Source organism: Streptomyces sp. NPDC001373, assembly GCF_042895815.1.
Taxonomy (GTDB): Bacteria; Actinomycetota; Actinomycetes; order Streptomycetales; family Streptomycetaceae; genus Streptomyces.
In genome coordinates this window covers 547,244-562,699 of sequence record NZ_JBIAWQ010000002.1, presented here as the reverse complement: position 1 = coordinate 562,699, position 15,456 = coordinate 547,244, and the positions used below count along the sequence as shown (strand labels likewise).

12 protein-coding genes are annotated in these 15,456 nt (G+C 74.7%); 3 read left to right on the top strand and 9 right to left on the bottom strand.

All coding sequences use genetic code 11. The features are described 5' to 3' along the window. Nucleotides 1-20: 20 nt before the first annotated feature. Nucleotides 21-1,106, top strand: coding sequence for an NlpC/P60 family protein (locus ACFY15_RS08020; RefSeq protein WP_390688039.1), 1,086 nt, complete (start codon nt 21-23; stop codon nt 1,104-1,106). Here ACFY15_RS08020 and ACFY15_RS08015 read toward each other — a convergent pair. Further along, on the bottom strand, nt 1,103-2,116 hold the full coding sequence (locus ACFY15_RS08015; RefSeq protein ID WP_390688040.1) for an SAM-dependent methyltransferase: 1,014 nt from the start codon (nt 2,114-2,116) through the stop codon (nt 1,103-1,105). The two genes, ACFY15_RS08020 and ACFY15_RS08015, sit on opposite strands and share 4 nt — an antisense overlap. 107 nt (nt 2,117-2,223) lie before the next feature. On the opposite strand from ACFY15_RS08015, the gene ACFY15_RS08010 reads away from it, so the two are divergent. After that, nucleotides 2,224-3,432, top strand: coding sequence for a sensor histidine kinase (locus ACFY15_RS08010; protein ID WP_390688041.1), 1,209 nt, complete (start codon nt 2,224-2,226; stop codon nt 3,430-3,432). Next, complete coding sequence (locus tag ACFY15_RS08005; RefSeq protein WP_042813661.1) at nt 3,432-4,109, top strand: response regulator transcription factor; 678 nt, start codon at nt 3,432-3,434, stop codon at nt 4,107-4,109. The genes ACFY15_RS08010 and ACFY15_RS08005 overlap by 1 nt, the downstream gene beginning before the upstream one ends. 9 nt (nt 4,110-4,118) lie before the next feature. Here ACFY15_RS08005 and ACFY15_RS08000 read toward each other — a convergent pair whose 3' ends face one another. From ACFY15_RS08000 to ACFY15_RS07965, 8 genes are all read right to left on the bottom strand, one after another. Then, nucleotides 4,119-4,733, bottom strand: a complete 615-nt coding sequence (locus ACFY15_RS08000) for a hypothetical protein (protein ID WP_390688042.1) — start codon at nt 4,731-4,733, stop codon at nt 4,119-4,121. A 113-nt stretch (nt 4,734-4,846) separates the two neighbouring features. Next, entirely contained in the window at nt 4,847-6,262 is a 1,416-nt protein-coding gene (locus ACFY15_RS07995) for a DUF6177 family protein (protein ID WP_390688043.1), read from the bottom strand. Between the two features lie 4 nt (nt 6,263-6,266). Further along, nucleotides 6,267-10,316, bottom strand: coding sequence for a type VII secretion protein EccCa (gene eccCa, locus ACFY15_RS07990; protein ID WP_390688044.1), 4,050 nt, complete (start codon nt 10,314-10,316; stop codon nt 6,267-6,269). Next, nucleotides 10,313-12,010, bottom strand: a complete 1,698-nt coding sequence (locus tag ACFY15_RS07985) for a hypothetical protein (RefSeq protein WP_390688045.1) — start codon at nt 12,008-12,010, stop codon at nt 10,313-10,315. Before ACFY15_RS07985 ends, eccCa begins: the two co-directional genes overlap by 4 nt. Before the next feature lie 16 nt (nt 12,011-12,026). Then, nucleotides 12,027-13,376: a type VII secretion integral membrane protein EccD gene (eccD, locus tag ACFY15_RS07980; protein ID WP_390688046.1), complete on the bottom strand. Its 1,350-nt coding sequence runs from the start codon at nt 13,374-13,376 to the stop codon at nt 12,027-12,029. 13 nt (nt 13,377-13,389) lie between these two features. Then, nucleotides 13,390-13,632, bottom strand: coding sequence for a hypothetical protein (locus ACFY15_RS07975; RefSeq protein WP_390688047.1), 243 nt, complete (start codon nt 13,630-13,632; stop codon nt 13,390-13,392). After that, complete coding sequence (locus ACFY15_RS07970; RefSeq protein WP_390688048.1) at nt 13,632-14,492, bottom strand: immunity 49 family protein; 861 nt, start codon at nt 14,490-14,492, stop codon at nt 13,632-13,634. The genes ACFY15_RS07975 and ACFY15_RS07970 overlap by 1 nt, the downstream gene beginning before the upstream one ends. A gap of 354 nt (nt 14,493-14,846) precedes the next feature. Continuing rightward, the gene (locus tag ACFY15_RS07965) at nt 14,847-15,446 is read right to left on the bottom strand and encodes a pentapeptide repeat-containing protein (protein ID WP_390688049.1); all 600 of its coding nucleotides are present in this window, start codon (nt 15,444-15,446) and stop codon (nt 14,847-14,849) included. Nucleotides 15,447-15,456: the final 10 nt, after the last annotated feature.

Genomic DNA, 15,456 nt, shown 5'->3' with positions numbered 1-15,456 from the left:
CCCCACCCCCGGAGCCCCGAATGACCGCCAAGCCGAAGAGCCGCCGCCGCACCCGCCCGGTGCTGCACACGGTCACCGTGCTCGCGCTGCTGGCCGGCAGCGCCTACTTCACCTACGCGCTGCGCGCGCAGGAGCAGGCCAAGGCGCCCTCCGTGCAGATGGTGCAGGACAAGAACATCACCGCGGCCCTCAAGGGCGGCGACGCAGGCGGCCAGAAGTGGGAGCGCGTCCAGAGCCCCAACCGGTCGGTGCTGCGCGACGCCACCGGGCAGGTCCTGGCCACCTTCACCGACGGCGCCCGCACGGCCACCCTCACCGGCCCGAGCCGCACCTTCACCGAGCCCGCCAACACCAGCACCCGGGTCGTCACCGAGAACTGGGTGCGGCTGATGCCCGAGCCGTGGAAGCAGGGCGCCGAGAGTACGCCGTGGTTCAAGGAGTGGTTCAGGAAGTACTTCGGGAGCCAGGAGGACGACATCTTCGCGGTCGCCTTCCAGTACGGCGACCAGGCCCCGGTGAAGAAGGACGCGCAGGGCGTCTCGTACGCCGGCGACGCCTCCTTCGGCCCGCTCAACCCCAACGGCTCCGAGGGCAACGACCTGCGGCTGGAGCAGTCGGACTTCTTCGACTACCTCGGCACCCCCTACACCTTCCGCAACGGCGTGCGGAAGACGCCGCAGACCGCCCGCTACCGGTCGATGGACTGCTCGGGCTTCGTCCGCACGGTCTTCGGCTACCGGGCCCGCTACCCGCTGATGCCCGACGACACCCCCGGCCCCGGCCTGCCGCGCACCGCGAACGGCATCGCCCGCTCCGCGCTGGGCGCGGACGTCATCCCGCTCAAGGGGGTGGGGGCGGAGTTCCGGCCCGCGTCGATCGACGTGATCCAGCCGGGCGACCTGCTGTTCTTCAAGCTCGACGCCCGCACGAAGGACCGCCTGGACCACACGGGCATCTACCTGGGCACCGACACCGACGGCCACCAGATCTTCATCTCCAGCCGGGAGGAGGCCAACGGCCCCACCATCGGCGACAAGGGCGGCACCTCCCGCCTCGACGGCAACGGCTATTACGCCGCGACCCTGCGCAGCGTGAAGCGACTCTAGGCCAGGAGGCTCCTGCCGGTGATGCCGACCGGCTGGAGCAGCCAGCCGAAGTCGCCCAGCCCGCCACGCGCGGTGAGCTCCGCCGCCTCGCCCGCCGACGCCAGGGCCCGCACGTAGGCCGCCGGGTCGGTGGAGGCCAGGGCCAGCGGGGGCCGTCCGCCCGAGACGCCGAGGGCGGTCAGGGCCTCCCGCTGGGTGAGCAGGACCGCGCCGGGGCCCGCGCAGGAGTCGAGGGCGACGTGCGCGGTGACATCGCGGCCGCCGTCGGGGACCGGTGCGACCTCGCGGCCGCCGCGGAAGCCGGTGAGTGTGCCGTACGGGGGGCGGGCGTCGCGGGTGTGGGCGTAGTCCACGGCCACCGCCAGGCCCCGCTCCAGGGTGGCGACGGCCGCCGCCCAGGCCTCGTCGCGGGCCCGGCCGATCTCCGCCCGGCCCTCCCGCTCCCCGCCGGGCCACCACCGCTCCAGCCAGGCCCGGTCGGCGGCCTCCAGGGGGCCGCCGGGGGTCTCCGTGCCGTCGGGGGCGACCAGGACGTACCGGCCGTCCTCGGCGATCTCCAGCGGTACGTTGTCCAGCCACTCGTTCGCGAACAGCAGGCCCGCCGTCCCCGGGGGCGGCGCGTCCACCCAGCGGATCCGGGGGTCCAGCCCCTCGGGGGCGGCCGCCCGCTCGACGGCGTACGGGACCACCCGCGCCGCCGTAGCCTCCGGCAGGGCGGCGAGGACCCCGGCCAGCAGCTCGCCCCGCCCGGCGCCCACGTCCACCAGGTCGAGCCGCTCCGGATGCCCGAGCTCCGCGTCCACCGAGGCCAGCAGCCGGGCCACGGCCCCCGCGTACAGGGGCGAGGCGTGCACGGAGGTCCGGAAGTGCCCGGCGGGCCCCGGGCCGCCCGGGCGCACGTAGAAGCCGCCGGGCCCGTACAGCGCGGCCTCCATGGCCGTCCGCCACCGGACCGGCTCCCCGGCCACCGGGCCCCCGGCCTGCTCCCCGACACCACCCTGAGCGTTCATCCCGCCCAGGTTAAGGTCACCCTCCACCTTGGGGAGTACTCCCCCGTCACAGGGATCGCACCTGTGGTTGACTCCAGCACCTATCCGCTTTCCCTACGCTGGGTTACGTGCAACGCCTCTACGACTTCATCCGCAGACACCCGACGGGCGTCGACAGCTTCTGGGCTGTCCTCTTCTTCGGGTTCTCGATGCTGAACGTCGCCGACCTGGGCGGGGCGAGCACGGCGCTGCGGCTGGCGACGGTGCCGGTCGTGGCCGCGCTGACCGCCGTCATCGCGCTGCGCCGCAAGTGGACGCAGCAGATGTTCTGGCTGACGGTGGGCGCCGGCGTCTACCAGCTGGCCATCGGGTCGCCCATGCAGTTCTGCGACATCGCGATGCTGGTGATCCTCTACACCGTCGCCGCCTCCGGCGACGTCCCGCGCCGCCTCTCGCGCATCGCGCTGGTCTCCGGACTGCTGGCGCCCCCGCTGTACTTCCTGCGGTTCGGCGTCGACAAGACCGGCAGTGCCCCGCAGGAGGCCCTGTTCGTCGTCTTCGTGATGGTGCCCTTCGCCCTGGCCTGGGTGATGGGCGACTCGCTGCGCACCCGCCGCGCCTACTACGCCCAGCTCGTGGAGCGCAACCAGCGGCTGGAGAAGGAGCGGGAGGCGCAGGCCAAGGTGGCGGTGGCCGCCGAGCGGGCCCGGATCGCCCGCGAACTGCACGACGTCGTCGCGCACAACGTGTCGGTGATGGTGGTCCAGGCCGACGGCGCCGCCTACGTCATGGACGTGGCGCCCGAGCAGGCCAAGGAGGCCCTCCAGACCATCTCCGGGACGGGCCGGCAGGCGCTCGCCGAGATGCGGCGGCTGCTGGGCGTGCTGCGCACGGGCGAGCCGCAGGAGTCGGAGGACTACGTGCCGCAGCCGGACGTCGAGCAGATCGAGGTGCTGGTCGAGCAGGTCCGGGCGGCCGGGCTGACCGTGGACTTCGAAGTGGAGGGCGCCCCCCGCAAACTGCCCAGCGGGGTGGAGCTGACCGCGTACCGGATCGTGCAGGAGGCGCTGACGAACACGCGCAAGCACGGCGGCCCGGACGCGAAGGCGAGCGTACGGCTGGTCTACTTCGACGACGGGCTGGGCCTGCTGGTCGAGGACGACGGGCGGGGCGCCGCGCACGAGTTGTACGAGGACGGCGGCGCAGACGGCGCCGGGCACGGTCTGATCGGCATGCGGGAACGCATCGGTATGGTCGGAGGCACCCTGGACGCGGGCCCGCGGCCCGGCGGCGGCTTCCGGATCAGTGCCCTGCTCCCGCTCAAGAAAGGCAATTGATGTCCATCCGAGTGATGCTGGTCGACGACCAGGTACTGCTGCGCACGGGATTCCGGATGGTGCTCGCCGCCCAGCCGGACATGGAGGTCGTCGCGGAGGCCGGGGACGGCCTGGAGGCGCTGGAGGTGCTGCGGGCCACGAAGGTGGACGTGGTGCTGATGGACGTGCGCATGCCCCGGCTGGACGGGGTGGAGGCGACGCGGCGGATCTGTGAGCCCAAGGAGCACCCGAAGGTCATCATCCTGACCACCTTCGACCTGGACGAGTACGCGTTCTCGGGGCTGAAGGCGGGCGCGAGCGGCTTCATGCTGAAGGACGTCCCGCCGGCGGAGCTGCTGGCGGCGATCCGGTCGGTGCACAGCGGGGACGCGGTGGTCGCCCCGTCGACGACGCGCCGTCTGCTGGACCGGTTCGCGCCGATGCTGCCGACGACCGCGCAGGAGCCGGAGAACAAGGAGATCGAGCGGCTGACCGAGCGGGAGCGGGAGGTCATGCTGCTGGTGGCGCAGGGCCTGTCGAACGGGGAGATCGCGGGGCGGCTGGTGCTGTCGGAGGCGACGGTCAAGACGCACGTGGGCCGCATCCTGACGAAGCTGGGGCTGCGCGACCGGGTGCAGGTGGTGGTGCTGGCCTACGAGACGGGCCTGGTGCGGGCCGGGGGCGGCCCGCAGCTGTAACCCCGTGGCCTAGCCGCGCCGGACGTACTCGCAGGTGTTCGGGACGAGGTGGTCCAGGGGGGCCGCGTCGGCCAGGAGGATGTCCAGGTCGGCGAGGCCCTCGCCGCAGTCGATCCGGTCGTAGCCGCCGTTGCGGCTGACGATCGTGTCGTTGCCGCCGCGCCCCTCGAGGGTGGTGGAGCCGGGTGCGGCGTTCCAGCCGTCGGGGTCGATCAGCCGGTCGGGGCCGGAGCCGCCGATGAGAATGTCGTCGCCCGGCCCGCCGTCGAGGTCGCTCGGGATGGACGTCTCGTTCCTGACCACGTCGTCCCGGTCGCCCAGCGAGGCCTGGATGCGGGTCACGGCCGCCGAGTGCCCGCAGCGGATGATGTGCGGGTCGTTGTCGAACCGGGAGCAGCCGGAGCCCGGGACCATCCTGCTGGTCTTGTCCACCACCTGGAGCCAGCCGCCGGGGGTGCTGAAGGCGACGGTGTTCGTCTCCCCGGGCTGCGCGGTGAAGACCACCTGGTTGTTGTCGCGCGAGACGACCGCGGGGGCGGCGGAGGCCGGTCCGGCGAGGACCGTGGTGAGGGCGAGGGCGGCCAGGGCGGGGGCGGCGAGGCGTGCCGTGCGGGAGAGGTGCATCGGGACTGTCCTTCGGTTGCGGGCGCGGACCGGGATCGAGGGTCCTTCGCGTCCGCCCCTACCCGGAGCAACCGTCAGATCAGTGTGTTCATCACGGAGTTACCCCGGCCGGCCTACGGCAGCGGGGGCACCGCCGTGCGCAGGTGGGCCAGCAGCGTGGAGAGGGAGTCCCAGCCCGCGGGGTCGGCCCCGTCGCCCAGCGGGTAGTGCAGTCCGGGCCGGTGCTGCGGGCCCAGCTGCACGGGGGTCAGCGCCAGCGGGGGGCGCCGGGCGGCGGTCAGGGTGGCCTCGGCGACCCCGGAGGCGCCCAGGGTGAACGACACCGGCAGGGCGGGGGCCGAGTAGCGGGGGGCGAGGCTCGGGTCCCGCCGGCCGGGGCCCAGCGAGACCAGCATGCTGACCAGGCCGTGCCCGGCGACCAGCACCTCGGCGAGCTCCCGCACCGCTTCGAGGGGGACCTCCTCGGTGGGCCCGTACCCGAGGGAGAGGGTGGCGTCCTCCTCGATCCCGGTCGCCGTGCGGGTCACGCGGACGGTGGCCAGCGCGGGCCGGTCCGGCCGGCCGACGACGGTGACGAGGGTGGGATCGGGCATCCGGCCGCGCGCGAGGTCGGTGAGCTGGCGCGGGAACCAGGGCAGGTTGACGGGTTCGGCGGTTCCCCAGCCGGCCGGGCCCGCTCCGGTGAGGGTGCGCCAGGCGGCCTCCAGCCCGCCGCCGAGCAGGGTGTCCGCCTCGGCGGGCCGCTCGGTGCGCAGCTGTACGGTCAGCCGCCGCTCCCCGGGCTCCGTGGCGGGCCGCCCGAAGGCCTCGGCGGGCCGCGCCCGGCCCTGTGCGTCGCGGGCGGGGGCGAAGGTGCCGTCCTGCCAGGCGAGCACGGCCCCGGACAGGCCGTCGTAGTAGCCGCCGGCGGGGTCCTGGACGACCCAGCGGTTGGGGACCCCGGTCAGCACGGTGCGCAGCGGCAGGCTGATCCGGCAGTGGGCGGGGGTGACGAGGTGCAGGGCCGCGCCGAAGGCGGCGGTGGTGCGCAGGACGTCCGACAGCCAGGCCGTCAGCGGGACGACCGGCCGGTCCGCGAGGACGACGGCGGTGGACGCGGTGACCACGTCGACGGTGGGCAGGGCTCCGGCGGGTGCGGGCGCCGCCGAGGCCTCGGAGGCCACCGGGACGGTGGCGACCCGGCCGGCCCCCTCGGGCCAGACCCTCCCGCCGAGGACCTCGGCCAGCCGTCCGGCGACGGCGCCGGCCAGGTCCGCCGCCTCGGGCACGGCCGTGGAGGCGCGGGTCTCCGTCCACCAGACGGGGGTGTCCGAGGGGGTGCCGAGGAGCCGCTCGGCCTCCCCGGGCACCTGGACGAGCACCGGCGCCTCCACGGAGACCAGGGGGCGCCCGCCCGCGCCCAGCAGCTGGACGACGGCCCCCTCGCCGGCGGTGGCGGCGTCCAGGTCGGCGCCGCCGGCCGCGAGGGCCACCAGCAGGGCGGCGGCGTCGGGCATCTTCGGGGTGAGGGCGATGACGTCCTTGGTCACGGTGTCAGGGCGCTTCCTGGGTCGGCGGGTCGGCGAGGGCGGTCTGGACGACCTGGTGCGGGCGGCCGCGCCGCACCAGCGTGCCCCGGCCGGGCGGCTGGGCGCTCGCGTACAGCTGCGGGAACAGCTGGCCCTCGGAGCGCTCGCCGTTCATGACGAGCGCGGTGGTGCCCGATTCGCGCAGGGTGGTCAGCAGCGGCTCGTACAGGGCGCGGGAGGAGCCGGCGACGCGGCGGGCGATGACGAAGTGCAGCCCGATGTCCTGGGCGGACGGCAGGTAGGGCACGAACGCCTGGAGCGGCTGCTGCCCGGCGGTGGTGAGGATGTCGTAGTCGTCGACGAGGACCACGATGCGCGGTCCGGCGAAGCCGGGGCCCTCGCCGGGATCGGCGTCCGGGTCGATGCCGTCCTCGGGGAGCCGTTTGTCGAGCTCCTTGGCGATGCCGGCGGACAGCGCGGCGGCGATCCTCGCGTTGTGGGCGTAGCCGCCCCGGTAGGGCTCGGGGACCACGCCGCGCAGCCCGCGCCGGGGGTCGTAGACGGCGAAGACCAGTTCGTCCTCGCCGTGGCGGGCGATGAGCTGGCGGGCGACGAGGGCCAGGAGGTTGGTCTTGCCGCATTCGTCGTCGCCGAGGACCAGCAGGTGCTGGTCCTGGCCGAACAGGTCGAGGAGGACGGGTGCGAGGACGTCCTGGTCCACACCGACCGGGACGCGGTGCGGTTCCTCGTCGGCGGAGGGCAGCCGGGAGGCGGGCAGCCGGGAGGGCAGGACCCGGACCGGGGAGGCGAGTTCGCCGTGCCAGGTGGCGCGGACGGTGGCGGCGGCCTCCTCCAGGGCGGCGGCCAGGCCGGTGGCGCCGGCGCGGGAGTCGATGCGCGGCAGCGCGGTCTGGGCGAAGAGCCTGCCCTCGGTGAGGACCCGGCCCGGGGTGTCCGCGGAGATGGTCTCGGACAGTTTGCGGTCGATGGCCGAGTCGGAGGGGTCGCCCAGGCGTAGTTCGACGCGGCTGCCGAAGAGCGACTGGTTGGCGATGCGGACGTCGTTCCAGCGCAGCATGCCGGCGACGACGTGGATGCCGTAGCCGCCGCCGCGCTTGAGCAGGTCGGTGACGGCGTCGTCGAGGGCGTCGAACTCCTCGCGCAGGGCCCCGTAGCCGTCGACGAGGAGGACGATGTCGGTGGAGCGGAGCTCGGGGAGCAGGCCCTGGGCGCGCATGGCCCGCAGCTGGTCGACGGAGTCGATGGAGTGCTCGCGGAACAGCTGCTCGCGGGCGGCGAGCATGGCCCGCACCTCGGCGACCGTGCGGGCGGCGCGTTCCCGGTCGGCCCGCCCGGCGATGCCGCCGACGTGCGGGAGCCCGGCGAGGGCGGCGAGGCCGCCGCCGGCCAGGTCGAGGCCGTAGACGGCGACCTCCTGCGGGGTGTGGGTGAGGGCCAGGGAGAGGGCGAGGGTGCGCAGCAGAGTGGTCTTGCCGGACTGGGGGCCGCCGGTGACGGCGGTGTGCCCGCCGGCGACGGTCAGGTCGAGCTCCCAGGGGCCGCGCCACTGCCGGGCCGGGTCGTCGAGCATGCCGAGCGGCACCCGCAGCGGGGTGCGGCGCGCCTTGTCGAGCGGGCCGGCGGGGGAGCCGAGGCGGAGCCCGTCCCCAGTGACGGTGAGCGGTCCGGCGGCGGCGTCGAGGGCGACGGTGTCGGGCAGCGGGGGCAGCCAGATGCGGCGGACGGGCGGGGCGGCGCCGGCCAGCTGGTCGACGATGACGGAGAGGACGCTGGGCCCGGTCTCACGGGCGGTCGCGGTGGGCTTGTCCTCGGCGGGCTCGTCCGGGGCGGCGCCGTCCCCGAGGGTGTTGAAGGTCGGGTAGGGCAGGGCGAGGGGGCCCGGTCCGGCCGGGTCGGGCCCGGCGGCGGGGCCCCGGTGTCGCCCGGAGACGTAGCCGGCCTTGAAGCGGGTGTAGGTGGAGGTGTCCACCTTGAGGTAGCCGAAGCCGGGCAGGGGCGGCAGCAGGAAGGCGTCGGTGGTGTCGAGGACGGTGCGGGACTCGTCGGCGGAGAAGGTGCGCAGGCCCAGGCGGTAGGAGAGGTAGGTGTCCAGGCCCTTGAGCTTGCCGCCCTCGATGCGCTGGCTGGAGAGCAGCAGGTGGACGCCGATGGAGCGTCCGATGCGGCCGATGGAGAGGAAGAGGTCGATGAAGTCGGGTTTGGCGGTGAGGAGTTCGCCGAACTCGTCGATGACGACGAACAGGTGGGGCAGCGGCTCCAGTTCGGGCCGCTCGGCGCGCAGGACGGCGTAGTGGCCGATGTCGGCGACGTTCCCGGCGTCCTTGAGGACCTGCTGGCGGCGCTTGACCTCGCCGGCGAGGCTGGTGTGGACGCGTTCGACGAGGCCGGCCTGGTTCTCCAGGTTGGTGATGACGCCGGCGACGTGCGGGAGCTTCTCGAAGGGGGCGAAGGTGGCGCCACCCTTGTAGTCGACGAGGACCATCGCGAGGTCCTCGGGCGCGTGGGTGGTGACCAGGGCGAGGACGAGCGTGCGCAGCAGCTCGCTCTTGCCGGAGCCGGTCGCGCCGACGCACAGCCCGTGCGGGCCCATGCCGAGCTGCGAGGACTCCTTGAGGTCGAGGAGGACGGGTCCGTGGCGGTCGTCGACGCCGATGGGGACGCGCAGGAAGTCGCGTTCGCCGCGGGGCGCCCAGAGCCGGTCCACGTCGAGGGCGGCGGGGTCGGTGATGCCGATGAGGCCCATGAAGTCGACCGGCCCGGAGACGGGGGTGCCCTCGGCGACGGACTCGGCGGACAGCCGCAGCGGGGCGAGCATCCGGGCCAGCCCCTCGGCGGTGGCGGGGCCGAGGGTGTCGGTGAGGCCCTCGGCGGCGGGGGCCTGCGGGGTGCGCAGGTCCCGGACGGTGACGCGGCAGCCGTCCGGGCCGCCGGTGCCGTCGACGGTGATCCGTATCGACACCTCGTCGGGCTCGTGGACCTGCTCGGCGAGGAGGTGGAGGACGGTGGTGTTCATGTCGGCCAGGCCCACCGCGGTGTCGGGGCGGGGCAGTTCGACGGCGTTCCCCCCGTACTCGTCGCTGACGACGAGCAGCCGGCCGGCGAGCCGCAGCGCGCCCCGGTCCGACAGGCCGCGGCGCACCTCGGCCGCGTACGAGGCCCTGCGCCGCAGGTCGGGGGCGAGGACCCCGCCGGCGAGCTGGGGCAGGCTGGGGGCGATGCGGCGGGCGGCGACGGGCCCGTCCTGTTCCTGCTGGTCGAGGACGTGGGGCAGCCACTTGACCCACTCCCAGTCGTCGAGCCGCTCCCCGGGCACGCCGAGGGCGACGGCCACGTCGTCGGGGGCGTGCAGGACGGCGGTGTGCACGAGCAGGGCGCGGGCGACGCGCAGGACGCCCTCGCGGTCGCCGATGACGCTGATGTTCCCGGCCCGGTCGAGGGGGACGGTCAGCGGGAAGTCGCTGGCGCGGGCGAAGCGGGCCATGAGGGCGCCGGCCTCGTTCAGCATGAACCGGTCGGGCGGGGTGAGGACGTTGGCGCCGCCCGACGCCAGGGTGAGCTCCTGGACGGCGACGGCCCCGGTGCCCAGGCGAGGGCGCAGGAAGTCCGGGTCGGTGCGGCGGCGCTCCCACAGCCGGGCGGGGTCCCGTACGAGGTCGTAGAGGGCCTCCGGCGGCGGGTTGAGGCGGCGGGCCTCCTCGCGGAGCTCCTTCTCGCGGGCGCCGAGCTCCTCGCGCTGTTCCTCCAGGTACTCCAGGTAGCGCTCGCGCTGGGCGCGGCGGGTCCGCTGGGCCTTGCCGCGCTGGGACCAGAACAGGGCGACGGCGCCGATCAGCGCGAAGACCAGCACGATCGCGCCGACGGCGGCGAACTGGCTGTTGCGGATCACGGTCATCATCACGACCGAGCCCATGACGCCGGCCATCGGCAGCAGGGCGGTGGCCGGGCTGCCGATCTTCCCCTCGGGGAGGTTGGGCGGGGCCTCGACGGTGCGGGGTGCGGCGGGGGCCGGGGGCAGGGTGCCGCGGGCCGGGCGGTGGACGAGCTGCTGGGTCACCGGGCGCCGCCGGGGGCCGGGAGGGCCACGGCGCGCTGGAGGACCTCGGCGGCCAGCCGTACGGCGGCCTGCCGGGTGCCTACGCCGAGCAGCTCGGTGCGGACGGGGCCGCCGGAGGCGAGGTGGCGGTCGTAGGGCAGGACGACGACCCCGGCACCGGTCGCGGCCAGCGTCTCGGCGGCCCCGTCGAAGTCGACGGCCGGGTGCGGGGACTGCACGGCGATCACGACGACGGTCCTCGGCAGGACGGGCACGGGCAGGGAGCCGAGCCAGTCGAGGACGGCGCGGGTGGATTCGAGGCCCTCGGCGGTGGCGGGGGTGGTGAGCACGCGGGCGTGCGCGGTGTCGAGGGCGGTGCGGGCGACCTCGCCGGGGAGGGTCTCGCAGTCGACGACCGTGACCCCGAAGTAGCGGCGCAGCGCGACCGTGACGGTCCGGTAGGCGGCGACGTCGACCTGGGCGCCGATCCGGCCCTGGCTGCCGGGCAGCAGCCAGCCGCCGTCGGTCAGGGGCACGAGGTAGCCGGTGACGTCGGTGAGCTGCATGGAGGGGCGGACGATCCGGGCGAGGTCGCCGCAGGTCCAGCGCAGGGACTCGACGCCGAGCCGGACGGGGAGGGTGCCGAGGGCGGCGTCGGCCTCCAGGGTGAGCACCGGGTCGTGGCGGAAGTGGTTGTAGGTGCGGCTGAGGAGGGCGGTGACGGTGGTCTTGCCGGAGCCGCCGCGGATGCTGGTGACGACGATCTGCCGCCCGGTGGTGACGGGCTGCTGCACCTGCGCGGCGAGGCCGGTCCCGGTGGCGACGGCCTTGGCGGCGGAGGCGCCGAGGGCCCCGCGCAGGCCACGCAGGGTGCGCCGCAGGAGCGGGTCGCCGTGCCGGGACCGCCCGGCGGGCGCGCCGGCCCCGCGCACGAGCACGGTCTCGGGCCCGGCCTGGGCGTGGGCGTGGGCGGGCGTGGCCTGCCGCCGCGGCGGGTGGGCCTGACCGGGTCCCGGCCCGGCGACGGCCCCGCCGGGGCCGGCCGGCCACTGGTCCCGGCCGGGACCGACGTGCGGGACCTGCCCACCGGGCACCGCGCGCACCTGCGGCGGCAGGGTGGCATCCGAACCCGTGCCGACAGCCGCCCCGCCGGGGCCGGCCGGCCACTGGTCCCGGCCGGGACCGACGTGCGGGACCTGCCCACCGGGCACCGCGCGCACCTGCGGCGGCAGGGTGGCATCCGAACCCGTGCCGACAGCCGCCCCGCCGGGGCCGGCCGGCCACTGGTCCCGGCCGGGACCGACGTGCGGGACCTGCCCACCGGGCACCGCGCGCACCTGCGGCGGCAGGGTGGCATCCGAACCCGTGCCGACAGCCGCCCCGCCGGGGCCGGCCGGCCACTGGTCCCGGCCGGGACCGACGTGCGGGACCTGCCCACCGGGCACCGCGCGCACCTGCGGCGGCAGGGTGGCGTCCGGGCCCGTGCCGACAGCCGCCCGGGCGGGGTCGGCGTGCGGGGCCTGCCCACCGGGCGCCGGGTACGGCCGGCCGGGGCCCTGCGCGGCGGCGGCCTGCGCCGCGTCGGCCGGCCGGTGGCCCTGACCGGGGCCGGCGGCGGGGCCCGCCTGTGGCGGCGGGGTGGCGGCGGGACCCGTGCCGGTCAGTTCGCCGAGGACCTCGGCCTGCCAGTCGTCCTGGCGGTTCGTGTCTGACATGTCTTGGTCGCAACCCCTACGCGAAGGTGCCGAGCAGCCGCCCGTACACGCCGAACACCCCGATGAGCAGCGGGAACAGCACGATGACGCCGAAGGACTCGGCCGCGTCCCCCAAGCGCCGCAGCCGGACCCGTACGTGCTCGGGCGGCTGGACGGCCAGCACCCCGAGCGAGGCCAGGGCGAGCGCCGGCAGCAGCGTCAGCGGCCCGGCCGCGCCGGCCCGGCCGGCCCACACCAGCAGGGCGGCCACGGTGACGGCCGCCCCGGCCAGCAGCAGCGCGACCACCTCCGCGACCAGTGGGAACGCCCGTGCGCGCAGCCACAGCACGGCGGCGACCGCCGAGGCGAGGGACACCGTCCAGACGTCGGGCTCCCGCAGCGCGACCACCCCGCCGGCCCCCGCCGAGACGGCGGTGGCGAGGGTGGCGAGCGCCATGCCCCGGTGGGTGGCGCCGAGGGCGGTGGCGACCTTGTACCGGCTGACCGAGGCACCGCGCGCCCGCCGGTCGTCGAGTCCGGTGAGCCCTGCCGCGGCCAGCGCGAGCCGCGGCAGCAGCCCGAGCAGGACGACGGAGACCACGGCGAGCACGGCCCCGGTCCGGGCGCCCGCGTGCCCCTGGGCCAGGGCCACGACCTCCCAGAGCACGGTGAGCCCGGCCACGGCGGCGGCGCCGACGAACCCGCCCCGTCCGAGCGGCGTGCACCACCCCAGCAGCGCGAGCGCCACGGCCAGCGCCCCGGCCACGGCACCGAGGCGGCCCATAACCCCCCAGTGCTGCGCGTCGGCCAGGGTCCACGCCCCGAGCACCCCGACCGCGCCGGCGGTGGCGAGCAGCGCGGCGGCGAGCCCGGCCCGCTTCAGCCGGCCCGCCACGGCGCCGACGACCCCGCACACGGCGGCGGTCGCGAGCAGCACACCGGCGACGGCTCCCGGCGCGAACGCGGCCCGGGCGAACCACCCGGCCACCAGCGCCCACACCACCAGCCCGGCCCCGGCGGTGACCCGCCGCGCGGACGGCCGCCAGCGCCAGGCCCGTACGTCCAGGTCCTCGGCGGCCTCGTCGGTGACGTCGTGCACCACGGGCGCGGACGGCACGTCCTGCACCCGTACGAGCCGCAGCACGGCCCCGTCGGTGACGCCCGCCTCCTCCAGCGAGACGCCGTGCTCCAGCACGGAACCGTCCGCCGTGACCAGATGACGCAGCATCGGCTGCGTGGCGACCCGGTCGTCCAGCATCCGTATGACGTCGGGCAGCAGCCGCCCGACGGGCTCCCGGGAGGGCAGCAGGAGATCCATCCGCCGCCGCCGGCCGACCAGCGTCACCCGGCTCAGCGCCGTACCGCTTCCCGCCACCGTGCTCACCACTTGTCCGCACCTGTCACCGAGTTCTGACCTGACCTGGAGTCCCGACCTTGCCGATCACCCGGTGCGAGACGAACGACCAGCCGACGCATCCGGCGCACAGCACGGCCGCGACGACCAGCCCTGCGACGGCCTTCCCGATCCGCTCGTCGGCGACCCGACGACCCCGCTGCGCCCCGAACAGTACGGCGTCGCGCAGCCGGCGCCGCCGCACCGCGACGGACTCCAGGAGCTGGCTGTCGTAGTCCTCCGCGGCCATCAGACCTCGAACTCGCCGACCCAGGAGCGCTTCAGCAGGTGCTCGGGCAGGTAGGGGGACTCGACGTCGACGGGGATGCCGCCGTCGTAGGCGAGGCAGGTGACGGCGAGGACGCCGATCGGTACGAGGCCGTCGATGTCTTCGGCGCGTTCGGGAGTGGCGGTCCAGTACCGCTTGTGGAGTTCCAGGGCTTCCAGCAGCGTGGTGTGGAAGCCCTCTTCGTCCTTCTTGAGGAACTTGTAGAAGAGGTTGATCGGCGGGTAGGCCACGTGCTGGATGTAGTCGCGTCCGGCGATGACGGCTACGTCGGGGTGGGACCGCTGGAACGTCAGCGTCAACTCCGGTACCAGTTCGGGACGCTTGAGCCAGTACGCCTGGAGGGTGGCGACCCAGTGGTAGAGGTAGTCGTCGTGGTCGGCCCCCGAGGCGCGCAGGACGTCGATCGGGAGCTCGCACAGCTCGGTCATCCTCGGCTGGTCGCGCGTGATGACCGCGTACCAGAACGCCTCGATCCATGCCTCCGCGTTCGCGTCCCACGAGGGCCCCGCCGCCGGCAGGGTGCGCATCGCGTGGTGGATGCGCACCTCGGTGGTTCCCTCGGTCATCCCCGCCGTGCGGAACAGCGCGGATCCCAGCTGCGCCGCCGTGACCACGGCCTCCCAGGTGCCCAGCTCGGCGGCTTGTGGGTCCACCCCGAACCGGGCGTTGACGTTGAAGGTGCCGTCCTTCCACGCCGACCTGAGCTTCCGGGGCGACGAGGAGAGGGCGTCGAGGTCCTCGACCAGATCCCCGGTAAGCCCGTCGACCCAGGCCGCGCTGGTCGGCCGCGGCTCCGAATGGCCGGGCACGAAGACGGTCATCGCTTCTCCTGTCATTTGGTGAGGTCGAAATGGCGAATGGTGTATCCGGCATAAGTTCCCGTGTTATCCGCTCCCTTGACGACGACGTAATCGATCCGCGGCGGATCCGCGTCCAGCGCCGCCTTGAGGGCTTCGTACAGGTCCTTTTCGCTCTCTGGGTGCGCCCGAGGGCGTCGTCGGGGAGGCGGACGGTGTCCTCGGGGTGGGGGAACGTCACCCCGGGCATGTCGGCCTTGGGCAGGTCCTTCCACACCACGTCGGTGATCTTCGGGAAGGCCCCGTCGGCCTTGCCGAGGTTGGCGAACAGGTCACCGACCTTGACCTTGGCCAGCGAGCCGGCCTTGCCGATGTACGTCATCGGATCACCCTCACCTTCGCACCCTTGCTGTTCAGCCACGACTCCAGGTCGGCACCGGAAAGTTCCCGCCTGCCTTCGGCATCCACGACGACGGCTGGCCCAAAGAGCGTGCCCGTGAGGCCGTCCACCACCGTCCGATCGTCGAGGACCACCTGCATGAAGGTCTGCGCCACCGACGCATCGCTCAGATCGGCGCCTCGCAGATCCACAGCGTCCAGTGACGCGCCATGGAGCACTGCCCCTCGGAACGAAGCCGCCCGTGCGTCCACGTCGTACATCTCGACGCTCCCGAAGTCCGCACCGTCGAGCCTGGCGCCGCGCAGCGAAGCCCCGTCCAGCTCGGCCTTCACCAAGGAGGCGCCGGCGAGATCGGCTTCGTCGAGAACCGCAGATTCGAGATGCGCGCGGTAGAGGTCCGCGCCTGGCATACGGGCTCCCCGCAGAACCGTCTCCGTGAGGAGCCCGTTCGCCAAGTCCGCACCTGACAGGTCGACCATGGAAAGGTCGAGCCCCGCGACATCCAGCAGGTCATCGTCCCCCGCCGCCCAGCCCCTCAGTGCTTCGGCCGCCGCCTCGTCAGCCGGCCATGCACCCACGACTCGATGT

Coding starts and splice junctions, on each gene's coding strand:
- ACFY15_RS08005 (WP_042813661.1), top strand. CDS start 3,432: ATGTCCATCCGAGTGATGCTGGTCGACGACCAGGTACTGCTGCGCACG.
- ACFY15_RS08000 (WP_390688042.1), bottom strand. CDS start 4,733: ATGCACCTCTCCCGCACGGCACGCCTCGCCGCCCCCGCCCTGGCCGCC.
- ACFY15_RS07975 (WP_390688047.1), bottom strand. CDS start 13,632: ATGGCCGCGGAGGACTACGACAGCCAGCTCCTGGAGTCCGTCGCGGTG.
- ACFY15_RS08020 (WP_390688039.1), top strand. CDS start 21: ATGACCGCCAAGCCGAAGAGCCGCCGCCGCACCCGCCCGGTGCTGCAC.
- ACFY15_RS07985 (WP_390688045.1), bottom strand. CDS start 12,010: ATGTCAGACACGAACCGCCAGGACGACTGGCAGGCCGAGGTCCTCGGC.
- ACFY15_RS07970 (WP_390688048.1), bottom strand. CDS start 14,492: ATGACCGTCTTCGTGCCCGGCCATTCGGAGCCGCGGCCGACCAGCGCG.
- ACFY15_RS08015 (WP_390688040.1), bottom strand. CDS start 2,116: ATGAACGCTCAGGGTGGTGTCGGGGAGCAGGCCGGGGGCCCGGTGGCC.